Source organism: Micromonospora echinospora (assembly GCF_900091495.1).
Lineage (GTDB): Bacteria > Actinomycetota > Actinomycetes > Mycobacteriales > Micromonosporaceae > Micromonospora > Micromonospora echinospora.
Map to the genome: position 1 here is coordinate 2,153,769 of NZ_LT607413.1, position 25,683 is coordinate 2,179,451.

Here is a 25,683-nt window from a genome sequence, read left to right on the forward strand (position 1 = left end):
GGCTGCTGACTTCTCGCCACCCACCGCGGTACGCAGGGGCTCTCTTCGTCGAGGACGCTTACGGAGCGTACCGTGACCGATGACGCCGCGTTACCGGTTGCCGGAAGCGGCCCACCCTCCCGGTCCAGGGAGGTCCGGTGTGGCGCACGACGGTCCGGAAAAGGCTGGAGCCCCGCACCCGGGCGGGTGCGGGGCTCCGGAAAGCGTCGGTCAGAGCGCGGCCTGGATCAGCTTGACCAGCTCACCCTTGGGCTTGGCGCCGGCGATCGACTGCACCGGCTCGCCGTTCTTGAACACGGTGAGGGTCGGCACCGACATCACCCGGTAGGCCCGGGCGGTTTCCGGGTTCTCGTCGATGTTGAGCTTGACGATCCGGACCTGGTCGCCCATCTCGCTGGCGATCTCCTCCAGCAGCGGCGCGACCTTGCGGCACGGCACGCACCACTCGGCCCAGAAGTCCACCAGTACCGGCTTGTCGGACTTCAGTACGTCAGTGGCGAAGTTGGCGTCGGTGACCGCCGTCGTTGTTCCCACTATGACCCTCCTCCGGGACTGTCTACGGGTTTGTCAGCTCAGGGTGGCGATGAACCGCTCGGCGTCGAGCGCGGCGGCACAGCCGGTGCCGGCGGCGGTGATCGCCTGCCGGTAGGTGTGGTCGACCAGGTCGCCGGCGGCGAAGACACCGGGGATGTTGGTGCGGGTGCTCGGCGCGTCGACCCGGACGTAGCCCTCGTCGTCGAGGTCGACCTGACCCCGGAAGAGTTCGCTGCGCGGGTCGTGGCCGATCGCGATGAAGACGCCGGTGACGTCGAGCACCTTCGCCTCGCCGGTGTGGACGTTACGCAACCGGACGCCGGTCACCTTGTTGTCCGCGCCGAGGATCTCCTCGACGGTGGTGTTCCACTCGACCTTGATCTTCTCGTTGCTCAGCGCCCGCTCCGCCATGATCTTGCTGGCCCGGAACGAGTCACGCCGGTGCACGATGGTGACCGACTCGGCGAACCGGGTGAGGAAGCTCGCCTCCTCCATCGCGGAGTCGCCGCCGCCGACCACCACGATGTGCTGGTTACGGAAGAAGAAACCGTCACAGGTGGCACAGGACGACACGCCGTGGCCGAGGTACTCCTGCTCGCCGGGGACGCCGAGCGGACGCCAGGCCGAACCGGTGGCCAGGATGACGGCGCGGGCCCGGTAGGCGGTCTCGCCGACCCACACGGTGCTCGTCGCACCGGAACCCGGCGTGCCGGTGTCGACCAGCTCCACCCGGGTCACGTCGTCGGTGAGGAACTCCGCGCCGAACCGCTCGGCCTGCTTGCGCATGTTGTCCATCAGCTCGGGACCGAGGATGCCGTCGGCGAACCCGGGGAAGTTCTCCACCTCGGTGGTCGTCATCAGCGCGCCACCGGACTGCACGCCCTCGATGACCAGCGGCTTGAGGTTGGCGCGCGCCGCGTAGACCGCCGCCGTGTATCCGGTGGGCCCTGAGCCGATGATGATCAGGTTGCGGACCTCGTCCACTGCCGTCTCCCGAGTGTGTGTGTTCGACACCGGCGCGCGCACCGGTGTCGATCCGAGTACCGACGCCTGGCATCGTCGGCGACTGACATCCAGAACGTCATCGTACGAAGTGGGGATTCCCGGTCCGCTCGTCCGGTGGGTGACGTCACGTGGAAGGTCGGACGTCCGGCGACCGCGACCTCACCCTACCTGCGCCCGGTAGCGGGTGTCCGCGCCGGATCCCGGCACCCCGCAGTCCGGCCCGGTCACCACGACCCAGCGGCCACCCTCGGTGTCCACCAGTCCGACCACCAGCGCCGGTGCGCCCTGGAACGCCGCGTACTCGACCCGGTCCACGGTGATCCGCCCCCGGCCGTGCGCCGCGCCGACCGCACCGAGGCAGGCGTCGAGCGCCGCCCGGTCGGTGAGCCGGTCGAGGTCGGTGACGCCTTGCGGCCGGCGCGGGTCCGATGCGGGCTGCTCCGTCGGGCTGGCGCTGTCGGTGGAGAGCACCTTCGGGCCGGTCGGGACCGTGCCGACGGTGTCCGGGGTGTAGCTGGTGCCGGTGCGGGTGGGGTCGGTGGCGAGCCGGAAGCCGCCGGCCGACGCGTCGCCCGCGATCGCGTTCTCCGGGGCGGAGCCCGCGTCCCGCTGCCCGGCTCCGAGGCCGACGAGCTGCGTGACACCGAAGCCGCCCGCGACCATCGCCGCCGCGGCGACCAGCACCGGGGCCGTCCGACGGGACCAGCGCCGCCGGCCACGACCGGGTGAGGTCGGGCGGGGGGACGCGCCGACCACGGCCACCGTCCGACTCGACCCGTCACCGGAGGTGACGCTGGCCGTGCTGGTCGGTGACGGCGACACCTGGGCGGGCACGGTCGCCGGTGCCGCCGGACCGGCCCCGGCGAGCGCGGCGGTGAGGCGGTCGGCCACCGTCTCCGGCATGGTGGGGGCCGTCGCGCCCCAGCCGGCCAGCGCGGTGCCGACCCGGGCCGTCGCGGTGGCCAGTTCGTCGTGCGCCTGCGCCCAGGCCGGGTCCTCCGTCACCAGCCGGGCGACCGTGGCCTCGTCGGGCGTGCCGTCCAGCGCGCCTCCGACGTAGTCGGCGAGCAGGTCGTGGTCGACCTCCCCGAACCGCCCGGCCGTCACGTGTTCTCCCTCTGGTCGGTGTGTTTCCGGGATCGCCCCGGCCCTGATCCGACGCCCTCGGGTGCTCGTGGGTTCCCGCTCGTGACGCCGGGCACGTCCGGCTGGCCGGGCCGGGGGCCACCGGTGCTGTCCGACGGCCCGTCGGCACCGGTGCGGAGATGCCCGAGCAGGACGGCCAGCCGCGCCCGACCCCGGGCACACCGGCTCTTCACCGTGCCCTCGGCCACGTCGAGGATGCGGGCCACCTCGGCCACCGGGTAGCCCTGCACGTCGACCAGGATCAGGGCGGCCCGCTGCTCGGGCGGCAGCTGCCCGAGGGCCTGCCGGACCACCAGAGCGGTGTCGTGGTCCGGGGCGGGGGCGGCCGGCTCGATGCCGCCTGTGGCCGTGGGGTCGTCGGAGCGGTTGCCGTCCGGCAGCGGCACGGTGGGATGGGCCTGCCGGCGTCGCATCCGGTCCAGACAGGCGTTCACCACGATCCGGTGCAGCCAGGTGGTGACCGCCGAGTCGCCCCGGAACCGGGCTGCCGCGCGGTGCGCGGAGAGCAGCGCGTCCTGGAGGGCGTCGGCCGCCTCTTCGCGGTCGCCGATGGTGCGGACCGCCACCGCCCAGAGCCGGTCGCGGTGCCGCCGGAACAGCTCGGTGAAGGCGTCGCGGTCCCCGGCGACGTGCGCGGAGAGCAGTTCGGCGTCGGTGACAGCGGTGTCGGCGGCGATCAGGGGCGGCGGACCGGCCGGCCCGCCCCCCGCGTTCGCGCCACGCCCGGTCATCGCCACGCCCCGTGCGCGGGGTGGCCGGATCGCCGTGGCCGCCGGTTCACTGCACCTGGACCGTGATCTCCTGGACGATGAGCTTGAACCTGCCTGCGTCGACCTCCGGCAGGTCGGTGACCCAGAAGAGGAGGTACTGGTACTTCTGGTCGGCCTCGAAGCCGTCGAAGACCATCTTCGCGCCGTGGTTCTCCAGCGTCGGGCCGATCTGGCTGCTCTTGTACGCCTCGACGAGGGCCTTGTCGCCGGCAGAGGTGGACGGGTGGTCGGCCGTGCCGCCGTAGAGCTGGCCGGTGGCACCGCGGTTGGACAGCACCGCCTCCACCGACTTCACCGTCTGGGGCTGCTTGAGGTCGATCAGGATCCCCATGCCGGCCTTGAGGTTGCTGAACTTGGCGTTGTAATAGCTGTCGGTCTGCCACGCCTCGTCCTGGTCGCCGTCGACGACCTTCTCGATACCGTCGAACTCGTCCCGGGCCCGGCTGTCGGGGTCGATCACGCGGACCTGGTCGGGGCCGAGCTTCAGGGTCCGGATGGCCGCCGGCGCCGGGGCGGGGGCGTCGTCGCTGGCCGCCGGGGTCGGGTTGGCGGCCTGACCGCCGGGGTCGTCCCCGCCGCCCAGGGTGGTGACGCCGATGAGCAGGCCGATCAGGGCCACCACGAGCAGGCCGGCGATGCCGAACACCACCTTGCGGCCACCGGCCGGGGACAGCGGCGTGCGCTCGTCCTCGCTGTCCGAGGAGGTGAACCGGAGCGGGCCGGCCTGTTCGAGGTACTGCTCGTCGGCGGGCACCTCCAGCCGGGCCAGCTCGGCGGTGAGGACGTCCGAGGAGGGCGGCGCGATCTGCCGGTCGAGCAGGTCCATGGTCAGGTCGTCGAGGTACGCCGGCACACCGGCGCGGATCTGGCGGGGGGCGGCCAGAGCACCGTTGGCGTCCCGGACCGCGTCCGGGATGACGGCCCGACCGTGCCCGGCGGTGGCGCCGTGCAGCGGGGCCTCGGCGTGCGGCCAGTGCCCGGTCAGCGCGAAGTAGAGGACACCACCGACCGCCCGGATGTCGTTCTCCTGGCTGTCCGCGCCGTCGGTCCGCGCGTCGGCGAGCACCACCCGGCCGTCGTCGCTGATCATCACGGTGCCCGGGTGCACGTTGCCGTGCACCATGTCGGTGGCGTGCACCGCGGCCAGGGCGCTGGCCACGGCGTGCCCGATGCTGGTGGCCCGCGCCGGGTCCAGCGGACCCTCGGCGGTCAGTTCGCGCAGCGACCGGCCGTCCACCCACTCGCGGACCACGTACGCCCGCTCGGCCTCATCGATGGCGTCGTAGACGCCGGCCAGGTTGGGATGGATCACGCGGCTGGCGGCGACCGCGGCCTGGAGCATCTCGGTGGCCGAGTCGCCACCGGGGTGCCGCAGCACGACCGCGACCGGGCGGCGCAGGATGACGTCGACGCCACGCCAGACCTGCCGGCCCGCGCTGTCGTCGTTGATGTGCTCGACCAGTTCGTACCGTTCGGCAAGGATCTCACCGACCGTGGGAGCACCGAAGGTCATGACGGACGGAGCGCTCTCCTCCGCCTCCTGACCCTCGCCGACCTGGGTCACCCGTCCTCCCTCGGTGATCGTGTCGATCGATGGACCCGAACTGCTGGGCATGTGGCTTCCCGCTCTGCCTCGTCAAGGAACCGGCTCATGTCGTCGACGCGGAGCGCCGCCGGCGGCCGTACCCGTCGAGAGCGACCTTACCTGGGTTGCGTCTCTCCCCGACATGTCATCTTGCCGCCGTACCCGCACAGGGTGTCGGTTACGGGTGGCGTGTCCGGTTACGACCGTTGTCTGCCACGTTGCTGGCACATGTACGTGCCAATCTAAAGGCTGACCGCAAGCGGTGACCGGAGGGGCCCGCCGAAACCGGGTGACCGGGTCGACCGCCGACGGATTCCCCCCGATCGTCTGGTCATGCTCATCCGTACGGCCGGTTATCCACAGGCCGAACCGGTAGGTGAGCGGTGGCTCGCTGAGTTATCCACAGGTACATCCCCAGGTTGGTGATCCACCGTCACGCACTGTCCACAGGCTGACGGATCACCGACCGAGTCGGCGGCGGACCATTCCGACCACCTCGGTGATCTCGCTGATCCGCAGCAGCATGGCCAGCCCGAGGTACGTGCCGGCGATGACCGCCCCGCCGACCACGAGCTGGACGATCGCCTCCAGCCGGCTCGGCGTGTCGTCGCCCGGCAGCAGCCAGACCACCAGCAGCCCGACCAGCGCGGCCCCGGCGGCGGCGACCAGGACCCGGCCGAGGGTACGGACGATCGCGCCGAGCCCGATCCGCCCCACCCGGGGCCGCAGCAGCCAGGCCGAGGCGATCGCGGCGGCCAGGTACGACACCGCGTTGCCGATCATCATGCCGGCGGCGGCGAAGCTCGGCACGAACGCGGCGAAGAGCACGATCTGCACGCCGATCCGCAGCGCCACGACCGGAATGTTGATCAGGGCCGGGGTGCGGGTGTCCGGCAGCGCGTAGAAGGCGAAGGTGAAGAGCTGGCTGACCGCGAACGGCACCAGGGCGACTGCGGCGACCAGCAGCACCAGCGAGGTGGCCTCGGCGTTCTCCGCGCTGAACGCGCCGTACTGGAACAGGGTGGTCGCCAGCGGGGTGGCCAGCACCGCGTAGCAGACCGCGATCGGGGCGAGCACCGCCGACACGGTCCGGGTGCCCCGGGACAGGTCGGCGGCGAGGTCGGTGTAGCGACCGTCGGCGGCGGCGGCGCTCATCCGGGGCATCAGCGCCGTGATGATCGACACGGCGATGATGCCGTGCGCCATCATCAGCAGCAGGAAGACGTTGTTGTAGATCAGCGGACCGGCGGCGTTCTCCCGCCCGGCGCGGTTGAGCAGGTTGAAGAGCACGATCAGGCCGATCTGGCTGACCGCCACGTAGCAGAACATCCAGGCGCCGAGCCGGCCCAGCTCGGCCAGGCCCAGGGCCCGGAAGTCGAACCGGAGCTTCCACCGGAAGCCGACCTTGCGTAGCGCCGGGAGCAGTCCCAACGACTGGATGACCACCCCGAGCAGGGTGCCGCCGCCGATCAGCAGGATCCGGCCGGGGGTCATCTCCTCCGGTTTGATGATCTCCGCGCCGAAGATGGCGATGTAGAGCCCGGCGGTGGTGATCACTACCAGGTTGTTCAGGATCGGCGCCCACATCGGGGCGGCGAAGTGCCCCCGGGTGTTGAGCACCGCGCTGACCAACGCGCTCAGGCCGGTGAAGAAGATCATCGGCAACATCAGGTACGACAGCGCCGTGACCAGTTCTCGATAGTCCCCGCTCGACTGGTCGCTGCCGTAGAGCGCGGTGAGTACCGGAGCGCCGAGCAAGGCCAGCAGCACCGCGATGCCGAGCGCGAGCACCGCCAGGGTGAGCAACCGCTGGGCGTACGCCTGGCCGCCGTCGGCGTCGGCCTTGCGCCGACGGACCAGCACCGGGATCAGGACGCTGGTCAGGATGCCGCCGAGGAGGAACTCGTAGACCATCCCGGGGAGGATCTGCGCGGTGGTGTACGCGTCACCGACCAGCGCGCCGCCGAGCGCGGCGGTCAGCGCGAGCGTGCGCAGGAAACCGGTGCCCCGGCTGACCAGGCTGCCGATCGCCATCACCGCGCTGTTCGTCGCCGCGCTGGTCTCCGCCACCTGCTCCGGCGGCGGGGCGGTCGACTCCAGCGCGGGCTGGTTCAGCGGTTCGGCCGAGATGTACGTGGCATCGTCCGGCCGGTGGTCGTTCCCCCAGCCGGCGTTCGCGCTGCGGTAGAGCCCGCCGCTCATCGAGCCTCCAGGGGTACGAGATGGTTGGGCACGGGCCCGTACACGACCAAGACATTAGTCAACGCGTCCCCAGGTCGCGCCCGGCGGACCAGTTCACCCCCCGGACCGCTAGGCTGGCGCTCCGATGTCCGAAGCCTCCGTACCCCACGTCGCCGACCGTCGCCAGCTCACCGCAGCGCAGCGCAACGCCGTCGCCGAACTGCTCCGCGTCTCCCCGGTCGCCGACGAGCTGGGCCGTCGGTTCGCCCGCGCCGGCCACGAACTGCACCTGGTGGGTGGTTCGGTCCGGGACGCCCTGCTCGGCCGGCTCGGCGAGGATCTCGACTTCTGCACCGACGCCCACCCGGACCAGACGCTGACGGTGCTCAAGGGCTGGGCCGAGTCGATCTGGGAGACCGGGCGCGAGTTCGGCACCATCGGCGCGCAGCGCGGCGGCCTCCGGCTGGAGATCACCACCTTCCGCGCCGAGTCGTACGACCAGGTCAGCCGCAACCCCGTGGTGGCGTACGGGACGAACCTGACCGACGACCTGAAGCGGCGCGACTTCACCGTCAACGCGATGGCGGTGAGCCTGCCCGAGCACCGGTTCACCGACCCGTACGGCGGGCTGGACGACCTGGCCGCGAAGGTGATCCGCACCCCGGGCACGCCCCGGGAGTCCTTCGGCGACGACCCGCTGCGGATGCTGCGGGCGGCGCGGTTCGCCGCGCAGCTCCGGTTCGCCGTGCACCCGGACGTGCGCGTGGCGATGACCCGGATGGCCGCCGACCTGGACCGGATCACCGCCGAGCGGATCCGGGACGAGTTCACCAAGCTGCTCTGCGGCGCGGACCCGATCACCGGGCTGCGGCTGCTGGTCGACACCGGGCTGGCCGAGCGGTTCCTGCCCGAACTGACCGGGCTGAAGCTGGAGATCGACGAGCACGCCCAGCACAAGGACGTCTACGAGCACACGCTGACCGTGGTGAGCAACGCGGTCGCGCTGGAGGACGACGGCTGCGACTTCGTCCTCCGGATGGCCGCCCTCATGCACGACGTGGGCAAGCCGGCGACCAAGGCGGTCGGCTCGGACGGCCGGGTCAGCTTCCACCACCACGAGGTGGTGGGCGCACGACTGACCAAGGCCCGGATGAAGGCCATGCGCTACCCGAAGGACGTGACCGCCCAGGTCACCAAGCTGGTCGGCCTGCACCTGCGCTTCTACGGCTACGGCCGGGGCGAGTGGACCGACTCGGCCGTCCGCCGGTACGTCACCGACGCCGGTGACCTGCTGCCCCGGCTGCACAAGCTGACCCGCTCGGACTGCACCACACGCAACCGGCGCAAGGCCACCCAGCTCGCGTCGGACTACAGCGCGCTGGAGGAGCGGATCGCCCGGATCGCGGCCGAGGAGGACCTCGCCCGGGTCCGTCCCGACCTGGACGGCAACGCGATCATGGAGTTGCTCGGCGTACCGCCGGGGCCGGTCGTCGGACGGGCCTGGAAGCACCTCAAGGACGTCCGCCTGGAGCACGGCCCGCTCGACCGGGACGCCGCCGAGGCGGAGCTGCTGCGCTGGGCCCGCGCCGAAGGCATCGTCGAATGACCGCTCCGACCTTCGTCTTCGTCCACGGCGCCGGCAGCAACTCGTTCACCTGGGCACCCATGCAGCGCGAGCTGGCCCTGCGCGGCCACCGGTCGCTCGCCGTCGACCTGCCCGGGCACGGCTTCGGCGCGACCTTCCCGGCGGCGTACCAGGCACCGCAGGACCTCGCCGCCCTGGCGACCACACCGAGCGCGATGGCCGGCATCGGCCACGCGGACAACGTGGCGCACGTGCTGGAGGTGCTGCGACGGGTGCGCGCGCACGGGCCGGTGATCCTGGTGGGGCACAGCCGGGGCGGCCTCACCCTGACCGGGGTCGGCAACGCCGCGCCGGAACTGGTGGACCGGCTGGTCTACATCTCGGCGTGGTGCTGCGTCGACGACACCCCGGCGGGTTACCAGACCTCGGCCGAGAACGCGTCGAGCGCACTGCACGACGTCGCCGACCTGATCGCCGCGAATCCGATGGAACTCGGCGCGCTGCGCTTCAACTGGCGTACCGCCGATCCGAAGCTGCTCGCCACGCTCCGCGAGGCCACCCTGGCCGACGGCACCGACGACGAGTTCTACGGCTACCTCAACACGCTGGAACCGGACGAGAGCCTGGACCCCGGCGAGGAGCGGGTGGACGCGGCGACCTGGGGCACGATCCCGCGCACCTACGTACGACTCACCGCCGACCGCTCCATGCCGATCGCCCTCCAGGACCGGTTCATCGCCGAGGCCGACGCGCTGACTCCGGACAACCGGTTCGACGTCCGGTCGCTCGACGTGAGCCACGCCGGGGTGCTGGTCCGCCCGGCCGAGACCGCGGCTCTGCTGTCGTCCCTGGTCGAAGCGTGACGAAGCGGTCCGGCCGGCGGCAGGTCGGACGGGCCGAGCAGCACCGGTGGGGCGAGCCGTCCCGAGTCGGGGGCCCGACGGGGCGTAGGCGCTGACCTCGGTCAGCCTCCGCAGCCCAGCCGGCCGTACGACGATCGACCGGCGGGCAACGGCGTGGCCCCTGGCGTTCGGGCGGTCGTTCCGCTGCTGCGTGGACGGGGTCGTCATCGGCCGCTCTGCGGCCCGGACACATCCCTCCACAGACGCTTTAGAGCTGCCCGCACAGACGGGGCAAGAGTCCCTGGGCCGCCGCCTGGGCCGCTTGGGCCCCGTGGGCCGCCTGGGGAGGCGTGGGCGGCGGTTGATGGAGGTCGGCCGTCTGCGCCCCGACGGGTCCGAGGGCGGTGCGAGCCTGGGCGCACGGACGGGGCAGCTCTAAAGGACGCCGGGAGGTAGCCAGCCACCCCGCCCGGTCGATGCCGCCGCACGCGCCCCGCCGCGCCACGCTGCACCCCATCGCGCACGCCCCGTCGCGTCCCTCCGCACACGCGCCGCCGCGTGCCCCGTGGCGCGACGGCGGACCCTGACGCGCGGGGGCTGGCCCAGGCTTCGACGACCGCGCTGCCACGTCGGCAGGCGGCGGGTGCGATCGGGGTGGTGTCAGTCGGCGACCGGGGCGGTCAGCTCCCAGAGATGCCCGTCCGGGTCGGCGAAGACGCCGGTGTACCCCCAGGGCTTCGCCGACGGCTCGGTGACCGCCTCGGCGCCCGCGCCCCGGACCCGCTCGAACGCCCGGTCGACCTCGCCGGACGTGGCGAAGCTGAGGTTGAGAAGGCACTCGCTCTGCCCGCGCGGGGCGACCTCGTGGGGGCCGATCACCCAGCCGAACCCGCCGCTGGGCACCAGCATGAGGTGCAGACCCTCGTTGACGACGAACCGCAGCGGCTCGGGCACCCCGTCGGAGGCCAGCTCACCGACGGCGGTGAGCCCCAACGCCTCTTGATAGAAGCGGTACGACTCCCGCCGGTCGGCGATCGGCAGGGCGACCACCACGGGCGAGCGGAAAGGTACGGCAGCGTCCATACCGCGATACGTACCAGGTGGTTGTGACAAGACCCCGCCCACAGCGCGGGTGGGCGGGGTCTTGAAGCGGGCTGTGGCTACTTGCCGGACTCTACGGCCGTGGTCGTCACCGGTGCTGCACTCTCGGTCCGGCCCGCGCCGAGGCGGGCGAGCAGGCCGGCCAGGTCGATGCCGGTCAGGTCGGTGCCGAGCTGGAGCCCCTGGGCGACGTTCCCGGCCACCGACTTGGTCAGCGACGACGCGCCGTCGGTGGAGATGACGGTCATCTTGTCGATCGCACCGATCGGGGCGCTGGCCGCCTCGACTACCTGCGGCAGCACCCGGACCAGCAGATCCAGCACGGCGGCCTCGCCGTACGCGGCGAACGCCTCGGCCTTGCGGGCCATCGCCTCGGCCTCGGCCTGTCCCTTGGCCAGGATGGCCTCGGCCTCGGCGCGGCCCTCCCGCTCGACCGCCTCGGCGATCGCGCTCCGGCGGCGCTGCTCGGCCTCGCCCTCCTTGGCACCTTCGATCGCGTTCGCCTCGGCCAGCGCGGCCCGGCGCGCCCGCTCGCCCTCACCGGTCAGCCGGGCCTGCTCGGCGGCGGCCTGGGCGGCGGCGATGGTGGCCTGCCGCTGCGCGTCGGCGTTCAGCACCGCCGCGTTGCGCGCCGCCTCGGCCTCCTGCTCGACCTTGTACCGGGCCGCGTCGGCCGGCTTGCGGACCTCGGTGTCGAGCTGGCGCTGCTTCAGTTCGGCGTTGCGCTCGGCCACCTTCTGCTGCTCGGTAAGGATCGCCTGGTCCCGCTCGGCCTGGGCGAGCGGACCGGCCGCCGCCGACTTCGCCTTCGCCGCGTCGATCTCGGCCTGGATGCCGGCCTGCTTCAACGCCAGGTTCCGGTTCGCCTCGGCGATCACCTCCTCGGCGAGCAACCGCTCCTGCTCGGCCTGCTGCCGGGCCCGCGCCTCGGCGATGGACGCGTCCTTGAGCACCCGCGCCGCCTCCGGCCGGCCCAGGTCCTGGAGGTACGACCCCTCGGCGAGGATGTCCTGGAGCTGGAAGGTGTCCAGCACCAGACCCTGGTTGGTCATCGAGTGCTCGGCCTCCTCGGCGACCGCGCTGGCGAAGGCCGCCCGGTCCCGGATGACCTCCTCGACGGTGAGCCGACCGACGATCGATCGCAGTGCGCCGGCCAGCACCTCGCGGGTGAAGTCCTCGATCTCGTCCTGCTGGTGCAGGAACCGCTGGGCGGCGGCCCGGATCGCGTCCTCGGTGCCGCCCACCTTGACGATGGCGACGCCGTGCAGGTCGGTGCGGATGCCCTGCTTGCTCACCGCGCCCTTGATGCCGACGTCGATCCGCCGGCTGGACAGGTCGAGGGACTGGAGCTTCTGCACCACGGGCAGGACGAAGACCGACGCGCCGAGGACGACCTTCTGCCCGGAGTTGTCGGTCAACCGGCCGCCGTCGGCGGTCTGGGTGGTCCGGCCCTTGCGGCCGGTGACGATGAACGCCTCGTTCGGCCCGGCCACCTTGATCCGGGACAGCACGAACATGACCAGGATGAGGAGGAGCAGTACCGCTCCGCCGATGGCGATGAGGAGGGGCATGTAGGTCCGTCTTTCTGCGGGAAGGTTCAGTACGGCTCGACGTGCACGCTGGTTTCGCTGAGGCTCTCCACGACGAAGACCTGGGTGCCGGAGGTCAGCGGTCGGTCGGCGCGGGCGTTGAGCTTCACCGGCTGCCCGGCGAGGCGTACCCGGACCTCGCCGTAACCGGTGGTGGGGATGGGGGTGACGACCACGCCGAGCGCGCCGACCAGGTGGTCGCGGGTGGGGGTCGGGTCGGTGTGCATGGTCCGGGCGGCGCGGCCGAGCCGGGCCGCGAACCACGCGGCGGGCACGGCCGCGAGGACGCCCACGCCGGCCGCCCCGGCGACCGTGGCGGGGCTGTCACCGCCGATCAGCTCGTTGGCGATGGCCCCACCGAAACCGAGGGCACCGGTGAAACCGGCCACGACCTCCAGGGAGACCGGGCCGTCGACGTTGGGGTGGACGACGTGCAGCAGTTCCCCGCCGAGCAGGGCGAACGCCAGAACCACGACGCTCACCGCGCCGATGACGAGGAAGACGAGCGTTCCGGTGGCCACGACCTGCACGCTAGTTACCCGAGGCAACCTCGCGGGACCACCGGTTGGCCGACGGCCGAACGCCGCTCGGGCCCACCCGTCGAGGAGTTGCGCGATGATCAGCCCGGGGCGATCGAGAGGTCGAGACCGTCCAGGTCACGGGGCAACGGTTGCCGTTCCCGTTCCGCGCCGTCGAGGCCGGTGAGGATCATGTGGTCCCCGTGCCGGTGGAGCAGCCGGTCGTCGTCGACCCAGACCGCCTCCTCGTCCGGGGCGGAACTCCGGACCTTCCCGGTGGCGACCTCGACGACCAGTGGGCCGGTCTGTCCCTTCACCACCACCAGCCGTCCGTCCGGCGACCAGGACCAGGGGCCGGCCGGATCGCCAGGAACCGGGACGAACCGGGTGGCTCGACCGTCGTCGGCGGAGAAGAACTGGAGTCCGCGCCGGGCGTGTGGCATCGACTCTGTGCGAGGCTTGCCGGAGTCGGTCTGCGGCAGCACGACCTCCCGACCGTCGCGGCTCCAGGTGAAGGAGCAGTGGTCGGTGCAGAAGTACCGGACGCGCTTGTCCACCTCGAAGGTCCGGAACCTGCCGTCGGTATCCAGCACACCGAAGGAGTCCTTCCCGGACTCCTTCTCGTGCAGGGTGACCACGACCCGGCTGCCGTCCGGTGACCAGGATCCCCTCCCCATGCCCGCCCGCCCGGTCCGGATCCAGCGGACGTCCCCGGTGACCAGGTCGAGCAGGCCGGTGTCCTCAGGTCGACCGGCGTCGAACACCACCGCCAGGGTGCCGCGCGGGGCCGCGAACAGCGCGTACCTGGTGTTTCTCAGGTAGCGGCCCTGGCTGCGGTCCCACACGTAACCGGTGCCGCCGCTCTCGGCGTACCCGTTCGCTCCGGTGACGATCCAGCCGCCCGGCAGCCGCAGCGCAGTGGCCGTCCACTCCTCACCCGGGCGCGGGTGCACCCAGACTCCCCGGGCGGTGGCGGCAGCCACCGTCGGCGCGGGGTCGGCATCCACCAGTCGGCCCGAGGCCGGACGGAACAGCAGGAACGGCGCGGCCATCGCCAGCACCGCCAGTGCCGTGCCGCCGGCCGTGGCGATCCGCCGACGTCGACGCAGCCGGCGACCCCGGGCCAGCGCCGCCGCCGCCAGTCCCGGCACACGCTCCGCAGCTCCGGCCAGTTCGTGTACGACCGCCCGCAGCGTCTCCTCCTGTGACCGGGTCACCGGTTCACCTCCTCACGGTCCACCAGCTCGTCGAAGGCCGGGACGAGGTGGCGGAGCTTCGCCAACGCCCGGGACGCCTGGCTGGCCACCGTGCCCACCCGGCACCCGAGCACCTCGGCGGTCCGCTCCACGCTCAGGTCCTCCAGGTAGCGCAGGGTCAGCACGGCCCGCTGCCTGGGCGGCAGGGCCAGCAGCGCGTCCCGCAGCAGCAACCGCAGGTCGGTGTCGTGATCGTCGTCCCGGGTCACCGGTCGCTCGGGCGGGTGGGCGACCGGCACCTCGACCCGCCGGCTGCGCCGCCGCCAACCCGAGACCTGGTCGTGGTAGAGGATCCGCCGGACGTACGGCTCCGCGTCGCCCCGGATCCGGGGCCACCGGGCGTACGCCTTCGCGAGCGCGTTCTGTAGCAGGTCCTCCGCGCCGTGCTGGTTGCCGGCGAGGGCGTACGCGACGCGCAGCAGTGCGTCACCCCGTTCGTTGACGAACGCGGTGAACTCCCGGTCGGTCACCTCTGTCACCGCCCACCTCCGTCATACAGACGCACGGGAGTGCCGAAAGTTTGCCTGTCGCAGTGAGCGGGACAATCGGGGTCATGTTCTGGACCGTGCTCGACACCCCGATCGGGGAACTCTCCGTGGCCGTGGACGACACGGCGGTCTGCGGCGTGCACTTCGGGCGGGTGGAGTCGGCCGGCCCGGCCCGCGACGAGCTGCTCCGGCGGACCGTGGCGGAGCTGGACGCGTACTTCGCGGGGGAGCTGGTCGAGTTCACCGTGCCGGTGGTCGCGCGCCGGGGCTCGGAGTTCGAGCGGGCGGTCTGGCGGGAGATGACCCGCATCCCGTACGGGGAGACGGTCACCTACGGCGAGGTGGCGAAGGCGGTCGGCGACCCGGGAGCGGCGCGGGCGGTCGGGGTGGCCTGCAACCGGAACCCGATTCCGGTGATCGTGCCCTGCCACCGGATCGTCGGCGCGGGCGGCAAGCTGGTCGGTTTCGGGGGCGGCCTGCCCCGCAAGGTGCACCTGTTGGAGTTGGAGGCCCGGGTAGCGCTTCAACGCGCCTGGTCCTGACCCTTCCGGCGGTCTGGTACCCCGTCTTCACGTTGCAGTCGTAATGCCAAACCGCTACGGTCGTTGCAATGCAGTCGTATTGCAAACGGTCGGAGGTCAGGCGTGCAGGTGATCCCGTTGTCCGAGGCGACCGCCGACCTCGTCGACCTCGTGGGCGGCAAGGCGGTCGGCCTGGGTGAGTTGATCCGGCAGGGCGAACGGGTGCCGGATGGGTTCTGCGTCACCACCGAGGCGCACCGGCTCGGCGTCGTCCCGGAAACGGAGATCGTCGAGGCGTACCAGCGGCTCGGTGCGGGCCCGGTGGCCGTACGGTCCAGCGCGACCGCCGAGGACCTGCCGGAGGCGAGCTTCGCCGGGCAGCACGACACCGTCCTCGACGTCACGGGCGTCGCCGAGGTGATCGCCGCGATCGCCCGGTGCTGGGACTCGCTGCACGGCGACCGGGCCGTCGCCTACCGCGAGGCCCGGGACGTCGACGGTCGGGCGGTACGGATGGCCGTCATCGTGCAACGGATGATCACCGCGGAGGTGGCGGGGGTGTTGTTCACCGCCAACCCGGTGACCGGCTGCCGTACCGAGATGGTGGTCGACGCCGCCCCCGGTGCCGGCACCGCCGTGGTGGACGGCACCGGCGCGGTGGACCACTACGTGCTCGACGGGTCGGAGCCACCGGAAGCGGGGTGCCTGTCGGCGGCGCGGCTGGCGGAGCTGCGGACGACGGGTGAGCGGCTCCAGAAGCACTTCGGCTGTCCCCAGGACGTGGAGTGGGTGGTCGACCCGCAGGGCCTTTTGTGGCTGGTGCAGTCCCGGCCGATCACCACGCTGTTTCCCCCGCCCCCGCCCACCGACAAGCCCCTTCCCCGGGTCTACCTGGAGTTCGGCCACGTGCAGGGGATGCGGCAGCCGGTCACCCCGATGGGGATGTCCACGCTGAAAGCACTGGTGGCGGCGATGCTCGCCCCGCTCGGTGTCCGGGCCGACATCGTCGACGTCGGTGGACGCCTCTACGGCGACCTGACGGACATGGCCCGCAGCAGGTCCGGACGCCGGCAACTGGTCAGACTGCTGGCGGTGGACTTCGGACCACGTGCCCAGGCGGCCATGCGCCACGTGCTGACCGACCCGCGCTTCGCCCCGAACGGGGCCGACTCGCACCGCGTACCCGGAGCGAAGGGCGCCTCGCTGCGGACCGCCGGGCGGGCGGTCGCCGGGATCCTCCGGGCGCTGGCCCGCCCCGACGTGGCACGGACCCGGCTGTTCGACGCCGTCGAGCGGCTACGGCTCGACTCGGTCCCGCCCGCCGACCTGGCGACCGCTGCCGAGCGACTGCGCTTCGTGCGGGCGCAGGAGACGGACGAGAGCCCGGACGACCTCGTCTGGCCGATCGCGGCGGGCATGCTCGCCGCCGCGCTGCCCGCCCAGCTTCTCAAGGGCGTCGCCGGTCCCGGTGAGATCCACACCGTGATGGGTGGGATGCCGCACAACGTCACCATCGAGATGAACCTGGCGCTGTGGCGGCTCGCCCAGAACGCCGGTGAACACCGCCGGCTGTTGTGCGACACGCCCCCCGACGAGCTGGCCGGGCGGTACCAGCGGGGGACGCTTCCGGACATCGGGCTGGCGGCGTTCCTGGACGCCTACGGTCACCGCGGGGTGGCCGAGGTCGACCTCGGCGTGCCGCGCTGGGACGAGGATCCCGCGCCGGTCTTCGCCATGATCGCCAACCTGCTGCGGGTCACCGACCCGGAGCAGGCACCCGACCGACGTTTCGCCCGCGCCGCCGCGACCGCCGAGGACACCCTGCGGGATCTCGTGGCCCGGGCCCGTCGCCGCCGGCCGGTGCGCGGCCGGATCGCCGGCTTCCTGCTCCGTCGGGCGCGGTCGCTGGCCGGCCTGCGGGAGGCGGGCAAGTTCGCCGGCCTCTACCAGCTGCGCGAGATGCGACGTCAACTGCTGCTCGTCGGCGTCGACCTGACCAGCGGCGGACTGCTGGAGCAGCCCGACGACATCATGTACCTGACCCTCGACGAGGCGCACGGCGCCGTCCACCACGGCGACGACCACCGGGACACGGTCGCCGCCCGCCGGGCGGTGCACCGGAGGGAGATGGTCCGCCGGCACGTACCGGTGGCGCTGCTGTCCGACGGCACCGACGTCGAGACCGTCCTGCCCACGGCTCCGGCCGACGGCGCGCTCACCGGTGTGGGCGCGGCAGCGGGCCGGGCGACCGGACCCGCCCGGGTCGTCCACGACCCCGGTACCGCGCACGTCGAACCCGGCGAGATCCTGGTGACCACGACCACCGACCCCGGCTGGACCCCGCTCTTCCTCACCGCCGGCGCACTGGTCACCGAGACCGGCGCGGTCATGGCCCACGGCCCCACCGTGGCCCGTGAGTACGGCATTCCCGCCGTCATCTGCGTGCCCGACGCCACCCGGAGGATCTCCACCGGCCAGATCGTCACGGTGGACGGTGCGGCCGGAACCGTCACCGTCGAGTGACCAGAACACCGGGGACGCTTGCTGGCCGTCCCTTCGGGGCACAACCGTTCCCCGCCGGTAGAGGGGGCCGAGCCCCGGCCGATCCGCGCACGGCGGTGCGCCCGCACTGTGGAAGCATCGTCGGCGTGCCCAGGAAGGTCGACCACCAGGAGCGACGCTCGCTCATCGCGGACGCGTTGATGCGGGTCGCCGCTGATCGTGGCCTGGAGGCGGTCAGCCTGCGCCACGTGGCGGCCGAGGCCGGTGTCTCGGCGGGGATGGTGCAGCACTACTTCCGCACCAAGGACGAGATGATGGCGTTCGCCCTGGACGTCGTCCGCGAGCGCAACCAGGTGCGGGTCACCGCCGCGGTGGCCCGGCTCGGCGACGATCCGCCCCCACGGCTGCTGCTGCGGACGATGATCGCGGCGCTGCTGCCCCTCGACGAGCAGACGCGCGACGACGGACGGGTCGCCCTGGCGTTCCTCGCCTACACCGCGGTACGCCCGGCGGTCGCCGCCAGCCTGCGCAAGGACACCGCGCAGCTGGTCGGTTTCCTGGCCGGCCTCCTGCCCGGCCCGAACGCGGCCGAGGCTGCTGCCGGGCTGTTGGCGTTGATGGAGGGGCTGGGTGTCTACCTGCTGGGCGGGCACTACACCGGCGAGCAGGCCATGAACGTGCTGGACGCCCAGCTCGATCTGCTCTTCGGTCCGTCGACGCGGGCCTGGGACGACGCCCTTCCCCGGTGACGACAGACCCGAGGGCCGGGTCCGTGCGGACCCGGCCCTCGACGGTGTGCGGTGGTCAGCGCGTCAGCGCTCGACCTCGCCGGCGATGAACGCCTCGACGGCGGCGTGCGCGTCGTGGTCGGCGTACTGCACGGGCGGGGACTTCATGAAGTACGACGAGGCCGACAGGATCGGGCCGCCGATCTTCCGGTCCAGCGCGATCTTCGCGGCGCGGACGGCGTCGATGATGACACCGGCCGAGTTCGGCGAGTCCCACACCTCGAGCTTCAGTTCCGCGTTCAGCGGGGTGTCGCCGAAGGAACGGCCCTCCAGGCGGATGTACGCCCACTTGCGGTCGTCGAGCCACGGCACGTGGTCGGACGGGCCGATGTGCACGTCGCTCTTGGCCATCTCGTGCGGCACCTGGGAGGTGACCGACTGGGTCTTCGAGATCTTCTTCGAGACCAGCCGGTTGCGCTCCAGCATGTTCATGAAGTCCATGTTGCCGCCGAAGTTGAGCTGGTACGTGCGCAGCAGCTCGACGCCCCGGTCCTCGAACAGCTTCGCCAGCGCCCGGTGCACGATGGTCGCGCCGACCTGGCTCTTGATGTCGTCACCGACGATCGGCAGGCCCGCGTCCTCGAACTTCTTGGCCCACTCGGGGTCGGAGGCGATGAAGACCGGCAGGGCGTTCACGAACGCGCAGCCGGCGTCGATCGCCGCCTGGGCGTAGAACTTGTCGGCCTGCTCGGAACCGACCGGCAGGTAGGAGACGACGACGTCGACCTGCGCGTCGCGCAGCGCCTGCGCCACGTCGACCGGCGTGGCGTCGGACTCCTCGACGATCTCGCGGTAGTACTGGCCCAGGCCGTCGAAGGTCGGGCCGCGCTGCACGGTGACGCCGGTCGGCGGCACGTCGCACAGCTTGATCGTGTTGTTCTCGCTGGCCACGATCGCCTCGGCGAGGTCCATGCCCACCTTCTTGGCGTCCACGTCGAACGCCGCGACGAACTGCACGTCAGAGACGTGGTAGTCGCCGAAGGTGACGTGCATGAGACCCGGGACGCGATCGTTCGGGTCGGCGTTCCGGTAGTACTCCACGCCCTGCACGAGGGACGAGGCGCAGTTACCCACACCGACGATGGCGACGCGGACGGAGCCCATAGCGTCTGCCTCCTTCTTCCTCATCACGGCCGCTCTTCTTCCCTGGACTCTCCAGGTGGAGGCGGGTTGGTGTCTTCTCGTCGGCCGTCGGCCGTCCCACTGCCGGGGGCGGTCGGGGCCCGGCCGGAGCGCTCGTTGGCGATGAGCTCCTCCAGCCAGCGGACCTCGCGCTCACAGGCGTCCAGGCCGTGGCGCTGAAGTTCCAGGGTGTACGCGTCGAGGCGCTCGGCCGCCCGGGCCAGCACGTCGCGCAGACCCTCGCGGCGCTCCTCGATCTTGCGCCGCCGACCTTCCAGGATCCGCAGGCGGGTGGCCTGGTCGGTGCGGGCGAAGAACGCGAAGTGCACGCCGAAGCCGGTGTCGTCGTAGGTCTCCGGACCGGCCTGCGCGATCAGCTGGGCGAAGCGTTCCTTGCCCTCTGCGGTGATCTTGTAGACCACCCGACCGCGTCGGCTGGTCAGCGCGGGAACCTCCTCGGCGGTCGCCGGTGTCTCGTCGGCCTCGGTGATCCATCCCGCCGCCTGGAGCCGGCGCAGCGTGGGATAGAGCGAGCCGTAGCTGATGGCCGCCCGGATCGCGCCCAGCTTGGCGGTGAGCTCCTTGCGGAGCTCGTAGCCGTGCATCGGGGACTCCTGCAACAGGCCGAGGATGGCGAGCTCGAGCACGGGCCATCCTCTCTGTCCCCGTGGCCGCGGACCGGGTGGTCGACGCGATGTATCGGACCGATACATCGCAACTTAGCGGCTCGCCCTCATCGGGGCAAACCCCGGTAGCGGATTCGTGTCGCTACCGAACGTGAGCGTTGTCGCTCCGTCCGGCCGGAACGCGTACCCTTTGCCGCATGCGTACGCAGCGCCAGGTGGTCGACTACTCGCTCCAGAAGCGGGCGGTGCTGCGTGAGGTCCTCTCCGGCCGGGTCGGCACGTACGACGTCTGCGACGCGTCGCCGTACCTGAAGAACGCGGCCCGGTTCCATGGCGAACCGACCGACCAACGGTGTCCGATCTGCCGACGGGAGAACCTGACCCACGTCCACTACATTTACGGGGACGAACTGAAGCAGTCCGCCGGCCAGGCGCGCACCCCGGCCGAGCTCCCCGTCCTGGCGATGACTCTGCGTGAGTTCCAGGTCTTCGTGGTGGAGGTGTGCCTCGGCTGTGACTGGAACCATCTCGTCGAGCAGTTCCTGCTCGGTCGGGACGGTCTGGTCGCGGGCGTGGACGACGGGCAGGAACAGGACGCGGTCGGCGCGCCGGCCGCGCGACGGAGGCGAGAGGCGCAACGGTGAACTCCGTGCCTCGGCGGCCGCCGACAACGACGACGAGCGGGGCGAACGGCAGCCAACCGGCCGGATCGCTCCGGTCGGCGCAGATACCGCGGCTCACGTCCCGACGTGCTCGGGCGCGGAGACCGCGTGGCACAGCTCACGGCAAACCGGTGGTGGCGTGTACGCGTCCCACCGCGACCGGCAGGGTGTGAAGAATGAACTCGTACGGCGATCCCAGTTCCCCGCATGGGCGGGCCCGGATTCCGGGACCGAACGGTGACCCCGGGCCGGGGGCGGACGACGCGTACCGCCGCCCCGGCACGGAGGACCGGGGAACCGGATGGTCTTCCGGGCACGACGGCGCGACACCCACCGGCCGGGCCACCCCGACACCGCGGGCGGCCGGGCGGAGTGGACGCGCCTCGGTGCCCGGCTCGGCGTCGGTGTCCGGCTCCGCCTCGGTGGCGCGCGGTGGTGCATCCGTGCCGCGTCCCGGCATGGCCCCGCCGATCAGCCCGCCCCCGTCCGGCTCGGCCTCGGTCGGCCGGGCCGGCTCCGGCCGGGCGTCGGTGCCGGTTCCCCCGGCGACCGGGGGCGCCCCGGCGGGTCGGGCCTCGGTGGGGAACGGCTCCAGCGGCCGGGCCTCGGTCGGCTCGGCACGTCCGGTCAGCCCCGCCTCGGCGGGCCGCGCGTCGGTGGGTGGCCTCAGCGGTCGCGCCTCGGTCGGCGCCGCCGCCGTGGGGGGCGCGGCGGCCGGCGGGATGGCGGGCCGGGCGACCGTGGCCCGGGCCAGCGTCTCCCCGCCCGGCGGCCCCGGCTCCGACCCCGGCGGCCCGGGCGGTCCGACCGGCCCCGGACGCCGCAGCCGCAACCGCAACCAGGACCCGGACGCCCGGCGGCAGGCGAAGCGGCGCAAGCGGGTGAACATCCTGATCGCCAGCTTCGCGGTCCTGGTCATGCTCGCCGGTGGCGGCGTGGTCGGTTTCACCTACTACTCGACCAAGGTCCCGGTGCCGGACCAGCTGCCGATGCCGCTGGCCACCACCATCTACGACTACGACATGAAGATCGTGGTGGCGCGGCTCGGCAACGAGAACCGCCAGTTCGTCACCATCAAGGACATCCCGGAGCACGTCCAGTACGCGGTCGCCGCCGCCGAGGACCGCAACTTCTACGAGCACTCCGGCGTCGACTACAAGGGCATCGCCCGGGCCGCCTGGAACAACTTCACCGGCGGCAGTAAGCAGGGCGCCTCGACCATCACCCAGCAGTACGCCCGTAACGCCTACGAGAGCCTGAAGGACGACACGTACGCCCGGAAGGTCAAGGAGGCGATCCTTGCCTCCAAGCTCAACGAGAAGTACGACAAGCCGACGATCATGCAGCACTACCTGAACACGATCTACTTCGGCCGGAACGCGTACGGCATCGAGGCGGCGGCGCAGGCGTACTTCAAGAAGCCGGTCAGCAAACTGACCCCGGCGGAGGGGGCGGTGCTCGCCTCGGTGATCAAGCAGCCGGAGCCGAGCGCCACCCACAAGGGCTACGACCCGGCGATCAACCCGCAGGCCGCCCAGGAGCGGTGGACCTACGTCATCGACGGCATGGTGGAGAAGGGTTGGCTGGACCCGGCCCAGAAACCGGCCGCCTACCCGACGATCCCCAAGGTCCCGCCGGTCGACTTCAGCGTCAAGACGCCCAAGGGCAACGTGGTCAACTACGTCCGCCAGGAGTTGGCGCAGTGGGGGCTCTGCACCGACACCGAGGAACAGGTCAGTGAGAAGCCCACCTGCGCCGCCCTGCTCCGCTCGGAGGGTTACCGGATCAGGACCACCATCGACGGGAAGAAGCAGAACGCGCTGGAGGCGGTCATCCGGCAGGGCGCCAAGGGCTCGGTGCTCGCCGACCAGCCCGAGAACCTGATGGGCGCCGCAGTCTCGATCGAACCGAAATCCGGCCGGGTGCTCGCCTACTACGGCGGTGACGACGGCACCGGGTTCGACTACGCCGGCAAGAACACGATCGGTGGGCAGTTGACCGGCGGGCACCCCCCGGGCTCGTCGTTCAAGGTCTACACCCTGGCCGCCGCGCTGGACGCCGGCATCTCGGTCAAGTCGCACTGGGACGCCAAGCCGTTCAAGCCGGAGGGCTTCGCCAACGAGGTGCAGAACGCGGGCCGGGACGTCAGCGCCAACGGACGCTGCAACCGGTGGTGCACGCTCCAGGAGTCGACCGTCGAGTCGTACAACGTGCCCTTCTACCACGTCAGCACCGAGATCGGCCCAGACAAGATCGTCGACATCGCGCGCCGGGCCGGCATCACCACGATGTGGACCACCTCCGACAACCCGCCGAAGCCGATCGACCTGACCAAGGAGAAGCCGGAGGAGGTCGCTCCGGACCCCTTCTACCACGTGGTCGGCTACGGCCAGTACCCGGTGACCGTGCTCGATCACGCCAACGGTCTGGCCACGCTCGCCAACGAGGGCAAGTACAACAAGGCCCACTTCGTGGTCTCGGTCGAGAAGCAGAACGAGGAGACCGGCAAGTGGGAGACGGTCCCCGGCACCGGTGAGAAGCTGAACAAGGGTGGCGGCCAGCAGCTCATCAAGCGCGAGGTCGCCCGCGAGGTCAGCGCGGTGCTCAAGGAGATCCCGGGCAAGAACAACCGGGGGCTCGACGACGGTCGCCCGGCGGCCGGCAAGACCGGTACCTGGGAGTACGACAAGAAGGACAACGCGCACGCCTGGATGGTCGGCTACACGCCGGACCTCGCCACCGCCGTCTGGGTCGGCAGCAAGGACTCCAAGAAGCCGCAGATCCGCGACAAGACCGGCAAGGACGTCGGCGGAAGCAGCCTCCCCGGCGCGATCTGGGAGCGGTACATGAACGCCGCGCTCAAGGGCGCGGACAAGAGGTCCATCCCGGACGTCACCGGCATCGGCGACCAGAGCAAGGGCAACGGCGTCGAGCCGCCGCCCCCGCCGCCGCCGACCACCCCGCAGCCCGGCCAGAACCCGCCCTGCACCGACCCGCTGAACCCTCTCTGCGGCATTCCGGGCGGGCCGGGTGGACCGGGTGGACCGGGTGGACCAGGTGGGCCGGGCGGGCCGGGCGGGCCGACCAACCCGGGCACCCCACCGGGTCCGGGCGGTGGTGGCGGCGGTGACCTGGTGTCGCCACCACCCCGGTACAGCGACGACGACTGAGACAGCACACCCGCTCACGGCGGCCGGACCTCGTCCGGCCGCCGTGAGCGTTTTCCGCCCGTCGGGACAAGGTCCCCGACGGGCGGGACGGGGAGCCCTCGGGTACGGCAGGATGCCTGGTTATGAGCACGCAGCCGACCGCTGGCATCGACGACGCTGAACGCAGCGACCATCCGTCCCGGTCCGACGGGTTCGTCCGGGGCGCATCCCAGCTCATCGGCGGCCCTCTCGGTGACCACGCCGCCGCCCTGGACCGGCCCGCCGGGTCGGAGCGACGCTTCTGGACAGCGGTACGCATCGTGCTCGCCCTGACCTGCCTCACCCTGGCCCTGCACTGGGTGCAGAAGTCGCCCTGCCAGGACGGGGCCTGGCAGAACAACATCCAGTACACCCGGTTCTGCTACACCGACGTGCTCGCCCTCTACTACGCCGAAGGGCTCAACGAGGGCAAGGTCCCCTACCGGGACCACCCGGTCGAGTACCCGGTGCTGACCGGATACTTCATGGGGGTGCTCGGCCTGCCGGTGCACGCCCTCGGGGTGGACGATCCCGGCATCAACCAGGGCATGTGGTTCTACAACCTGAACGTGCTGGTGCTCGGCGCGCTGGCGGTCGTCACGGTTGCCGTCATCCTCGCCCTGCGCCGCCGACGACCCTGGGACGCCGCGCTCTTCGCCCTCGCCCCGGCACTGCTGCTCACCGCCACCGTCAACTGGGACCTGCTCGCCATCGGCCTCGGTGCGCTGGGCCTGCTGGCCTGGGCCCGGAGCCGGCCGGCGCTGGCCGGGGTCCTGCTCGGCCTGGCCGGCGCGGCCAAGATGTGGCCGCTGTTCGTCCTCGGCCCGATCCTGGTGCTCGCCCTACGCGCCGGCAAGGTGCGCGCCGCGCTCACCGCCTTCGGTACGGCGGCACTCACCGTGGTCGCGGTGAACCTGCCGGCGGCCGTGCCGTACCGGGAGAACTGGGACCGCTTCTTCGAGCTGAACAGCACCCGACCGATCGACTGGGGCACGCTCTGGTACATCGGCCGGTACCTCGACGGGAAGATCAACCCGGGCAGCCCGACGGAACAGGGACCGTTCGAGTGGTTGAACGCCAACATCCCGACGCTCAACTACCTCTCGTACGCCCTCTTCGGGCTGGCCTGCCTCGGGGTGGCCGCGCTGGCGTTGCTGGCCCCGCGCCGTCCCCGCCTGGCCCAGCTCGCCTTCCTGGTGGTCGCCGCCTTCCTGATCTTCAGCAAGGTCTGGTCCCAGCAGTTCGTGCTCTGGCTGCTGCCCCTGGCGGTGCTGGCCCGACCGCGCTGGGGGGCGTTCCTCGCCTGGCAGATCGCCGAGGTCGGCTACTTCGCCGCGTTCTACGGCGAGCTGCTCGGCTCGGCGACCAGCCGGCCGGTCATCCCGGAGGGCGTGTTCGTGCTGGCCTCGACGCTCCGACTGGCCACGGTGGTGCTGCTCTGCGTGCTGATCGTGCGGGACGTCCTGCACCCCGAACGCGACCCGGTCCGGGCCACCTACCCCGACGACCCGGACGGCGGGATGCTCGACGGAGCACCGGACGCCCCCTGGTACACCCGCTGGCGGCAGCGGTCGGCGGCACCGGAGCCGGAACCGGTCGGCGCGACCGCGACCTGACCGGCCGGCGCGGCGGGCCCTTGCGACCTCTCGGCGGCGACGGCCCGCCGCGAGCGAC

Annotated in this window: 21 protein-coding genes; 8 read left to right on the forward strand and 13 right to left on the reverse strand. The window is 71.9% G+C overall.

The window, feature by feature from the left end:
• Positions 1–210 precede the first annotated feature (210 nt).
• From trxA to murJ, 6 genes are all read right to left on the reverse strand, one after another.
• The gene (trxA, locus tag GA0070618_RS09850; protein ID WP_088981376.1) at positions 211–534 is read right to left on the reverse strand and encodes a thioredoxin; all 324 of its coding nucleotides are present in this window, start codon (positions 532–534) and stop codon (positions 211–213) included.
• Positions 535–567: 33 nt separating this feature from the next.
• A complete protein-coding gene (trxB, locus tag GA0070618_RS09855) occupies positions 568–1,518 on the reverse strand; it encodes a thioredoxin-disulfide reductase (protein ID WP_088981377.1) in 951 nt (316 codons plus the stop codon).
• Between the two features lie 180 nt (positions 1,519–1,698).
• Positions 1,699–2,646, reverse strand: a complete 948-nt coding sequence (locus GA0070618_RS09860; RefSeq protein ID WP_088981378.1) for a hypothetical protein — start codon at positions 2,644–2,646, stop codon at positions 1,699–1,701.
• Positions 2,643–3,416: an RNA polymerase sigma factor SigM gene (gene sigM / locus GA0070618_RS09865; RefSeq protein WP_088981379.1), complete on the reverse strand. Its 774-nt coding sequence runs from the start codon at positions 3,414–3,416 to the stop codon at positions 2,643–2,645. Before sigM ends, GA0070618_RS09860 begins: the two co-directional genes overlap by 4 nt.
• 46 nt (positions 3,417–3,462) lie before the next feature.
• Positions 3,463–5,070, reverse strand: coding sequence for a protein kinase family protein (locus GA0070618_RS09870; RefSeq protein WP_088981380.1), 1,608 nt, complete (start codon positions 5,068–5,070; stop codon positions 3,463–3,465).
• 429 nt (positions 5,071–5,499) lie between these two features.
• Positions 5,500–7,242 carry a murein biosynthesis integral membrane protein MurJ gene (gene murJ / locus GA0070618_RS09875; protein WP_088981381.1) on the reverse strand — a complete coding sequence of 581 codons (1,743 nt, stop codon included), beginning with the start codon at positions 7,240–7,242 and terminating at the stop codon, positions 5,500–5,502.
• A 124-nt stretch (positions 7,243–7,366) separates the two neighbouring features.
• Here murJ and GA0070618_RS09880 point away from each other — a divergent pair, with 124 nt between their 5' ends.
• Together GA0070618_RS09880 and GA0070618_RS09885 are read left to right on the forward strand one after the other, a co-directional pair.
• Entirely contained in the window at positions 7,367–8,827 is a 1,461-nt protein-coding gene (locus GA0070618_RS09880; RefSeq protein ID WP_088981382.1) for a CCA tRNA nucleotidyltransferase, read from the forward strand.
• Complete coding sequence (locus GA0070618_RS09885) at positions 8,824–9,669, forward strand: alpha/beta fold hydrolase (protein WP_088981383.1); 846 nt, start codon at positions 8,824–8,826, stop codon at positions 9,667–9,669. Before GA0070618_RS09880 ends, GA0070618_RS09885 begins: the two co-directional genes overlap by 4 nt.
• Positions 9,670–10,308: 639 nt before the next feature.
• Here the strand turns inward: GA0070618_RS09885 and GA0070618_RS09895 are convergent.
• From GA0070618_RS09895 to GA0070618_RS09915, 5 genes are all read right to left on the reverse strand, one after another.
• Positions 10,309–10,731 (reverse strand): VOC family protein, encoded by a 423-nt coding sequence (locus GA0070618_RS09895; protein ID WP_088981385.1) that lies wholly within the window; start codon positions 10,729–10,731, stop codon positions 10,309–10,311.
• Between the two features lie 77 nt (positions 10,732–10,808).
• On the reverse strand, positions 10,809–12,320 hold the full coding sequence (locus GA0070618_RS09900) for a flotillin family protein (RefSeq protein WP_088981386.1): 1,512 nt from the start codon (positions 12,318–12,320) through the stop codon (positions 10,809–10,811).
• A 26-nt stretch (positions 12,321–12,346) separates the two neighbouring features.
• Entirely contained in the window at positions 12,347–12,868 is a 522-nt protein-coding gene (locus tag GA0070618_RS09905; RefSeq protein WP_231931680.1) for a hypothetical protein, read from the reverse strand.
• A gap of 89 nt (positions 12,869–12,957) precedes the next feature.
• Positions 12,958–14,073: a TolB-like translocation protein gene (locus tag GA0070618_RS09910; protein ID WP_088981388.1), complete on the reverse strand. Its 1,116-nt coding sequence runs from the start codon at positions 14,071–14,073 to the stop codon at positions 12,958–12,960.
• Positions 14,070–14,591, reverse strand: coding sequence for a SigE family RNA polymerase sigma factor (locus tag GA0070618_RS09915; RefSeq protein WP_088981389.1), 522 nt, complete (start codon positions 14,589–14,591; stop codon positions 14,070–14,072). The genes GA0070618_RS09910 and GA0070618_RS09915 overlap by 4 nt, the downstream gene beginning before the upstream one ends.
• Positions 14,592–14,665: 74 nt before the next feature.
• On the opposite strand from GA0070618_RS09915, the gene GA0070618_RS09920 reads away from it, so the two are divergent.
• The 3 genes from GA0070618_RS09920 (at position 14,666) to GA0070618_RS09930 (ending at position 18,372) form a co-directional block, all read left to right on the forward strand.
• Positions 14,666–15,142: a methylated-DNA--[protein]-cysteine S-methyltransferase gene (locus GA0070618_RS09920; RefSeq protein WP_088981390.1), complete on the forward strand. Its 477-nt coding sequence runs from the start codon at positions 14,666–14,668 to the stop codon at positions 15,140–15,142.
• Between the two features lie 108 nt (positions 15,143–15,250).
• Entirely contained in the window at positions 15,251–17,644 is a 2,394-nt protein-coding gene (locus tag GA0070618_RS09925) for a PEP/pyruvate-binding domain-containing protein (protein ID WP_231931841.1), read from the forward strand.
• A 125-nt stretch (positions 17,645–17,769) separates the two neighbouring features.
• Positions 17,770–18,372 (forward strand): TetR/AcrR family transcriptional regulator, encoded by a 603-nt coding sequence (locus GA0070618_RS09930; protein ID WP_088985412.1) that lies wholly within the window; start codon positions 17,770–17,772, stop codon positions 18,370–18,372.
• Between the two features lie 63 nt (positions 18,373–18,435).
• On the opposite strand, the gene GA0070618_RS09935 is transcribed toward GA0070618_RS09930, so the two are convergent.
• Positions 18,436–19,515 carry an inositol-3-phosphate synthase gene (locus GA0070618_RS09935; protein WP_088981392.1) on the reverse strand — a complete coding sequence of 360 codons (1,080 nt, stop codon included), beginning with the start codon at positions 19,513–19,515 and terminating at the stop codon, positions 18,436–18,438.
• Positions 19,516–19,538: 23 nt separating this feature from the next.
• Positions 19,539–20,180: a PadR family transcriptional regulator gene (locus GA0070618_RS09940; protein WP_088981393.1), complete on the reverse strand. Its 642-nt coding sequence runs from the start codon at positions 20,178–20,180 to the stop codon at positions 19,539–19,541.
• Positions 20,181–20,356: 176 nt separating this feature from the next.
• Between GA0070618_RS09940 and GA0070618_RS09945 the strand changes: the two genes are divergently transcribed.
• The 3 genes from GA0070618_RS09945 (at position 20,357) to GA0070618_RS09955 (ending at position 25,625) form a co-directional block, all read left to right on the forward strand.
• Positions 20,357–20,803 (forward strand): DUF5318 domain-containing protein, encoded by a 447-nt coding sequence (locus tag GA0070618_RS09945; RefSeq protein WP_088981394.1) that lies wholly within the window; start codon positions 20,357–20,359, stop codon positions 20,801–20,803.
• Positions 20,804–20,997: 194 nt separating this feature from the next.
• A complete protein-coding gene (locus GA0070618_RS09950) occupies positions 20,998–23,991 on the forward strand; it encodes a transglycosylase domain-containing protein (protein ID WP_088981395.1) in 2,994 nt (997 codons plus the stop codon).
• 122 nt (positions 23,992–24,113) lie between these two features.
• A complete protein-coding gene (locus GA0070618_RS09955) occupies positions 24,114–25,625 on the forward strand; it encodes a glycosyltransferase family 87 protein (protein WP_088981396.1) in 1,512 nt (503 codons plus the stop codon).
• Positions 25,626–25,683 lie beyond the last annotated feature (58 nt).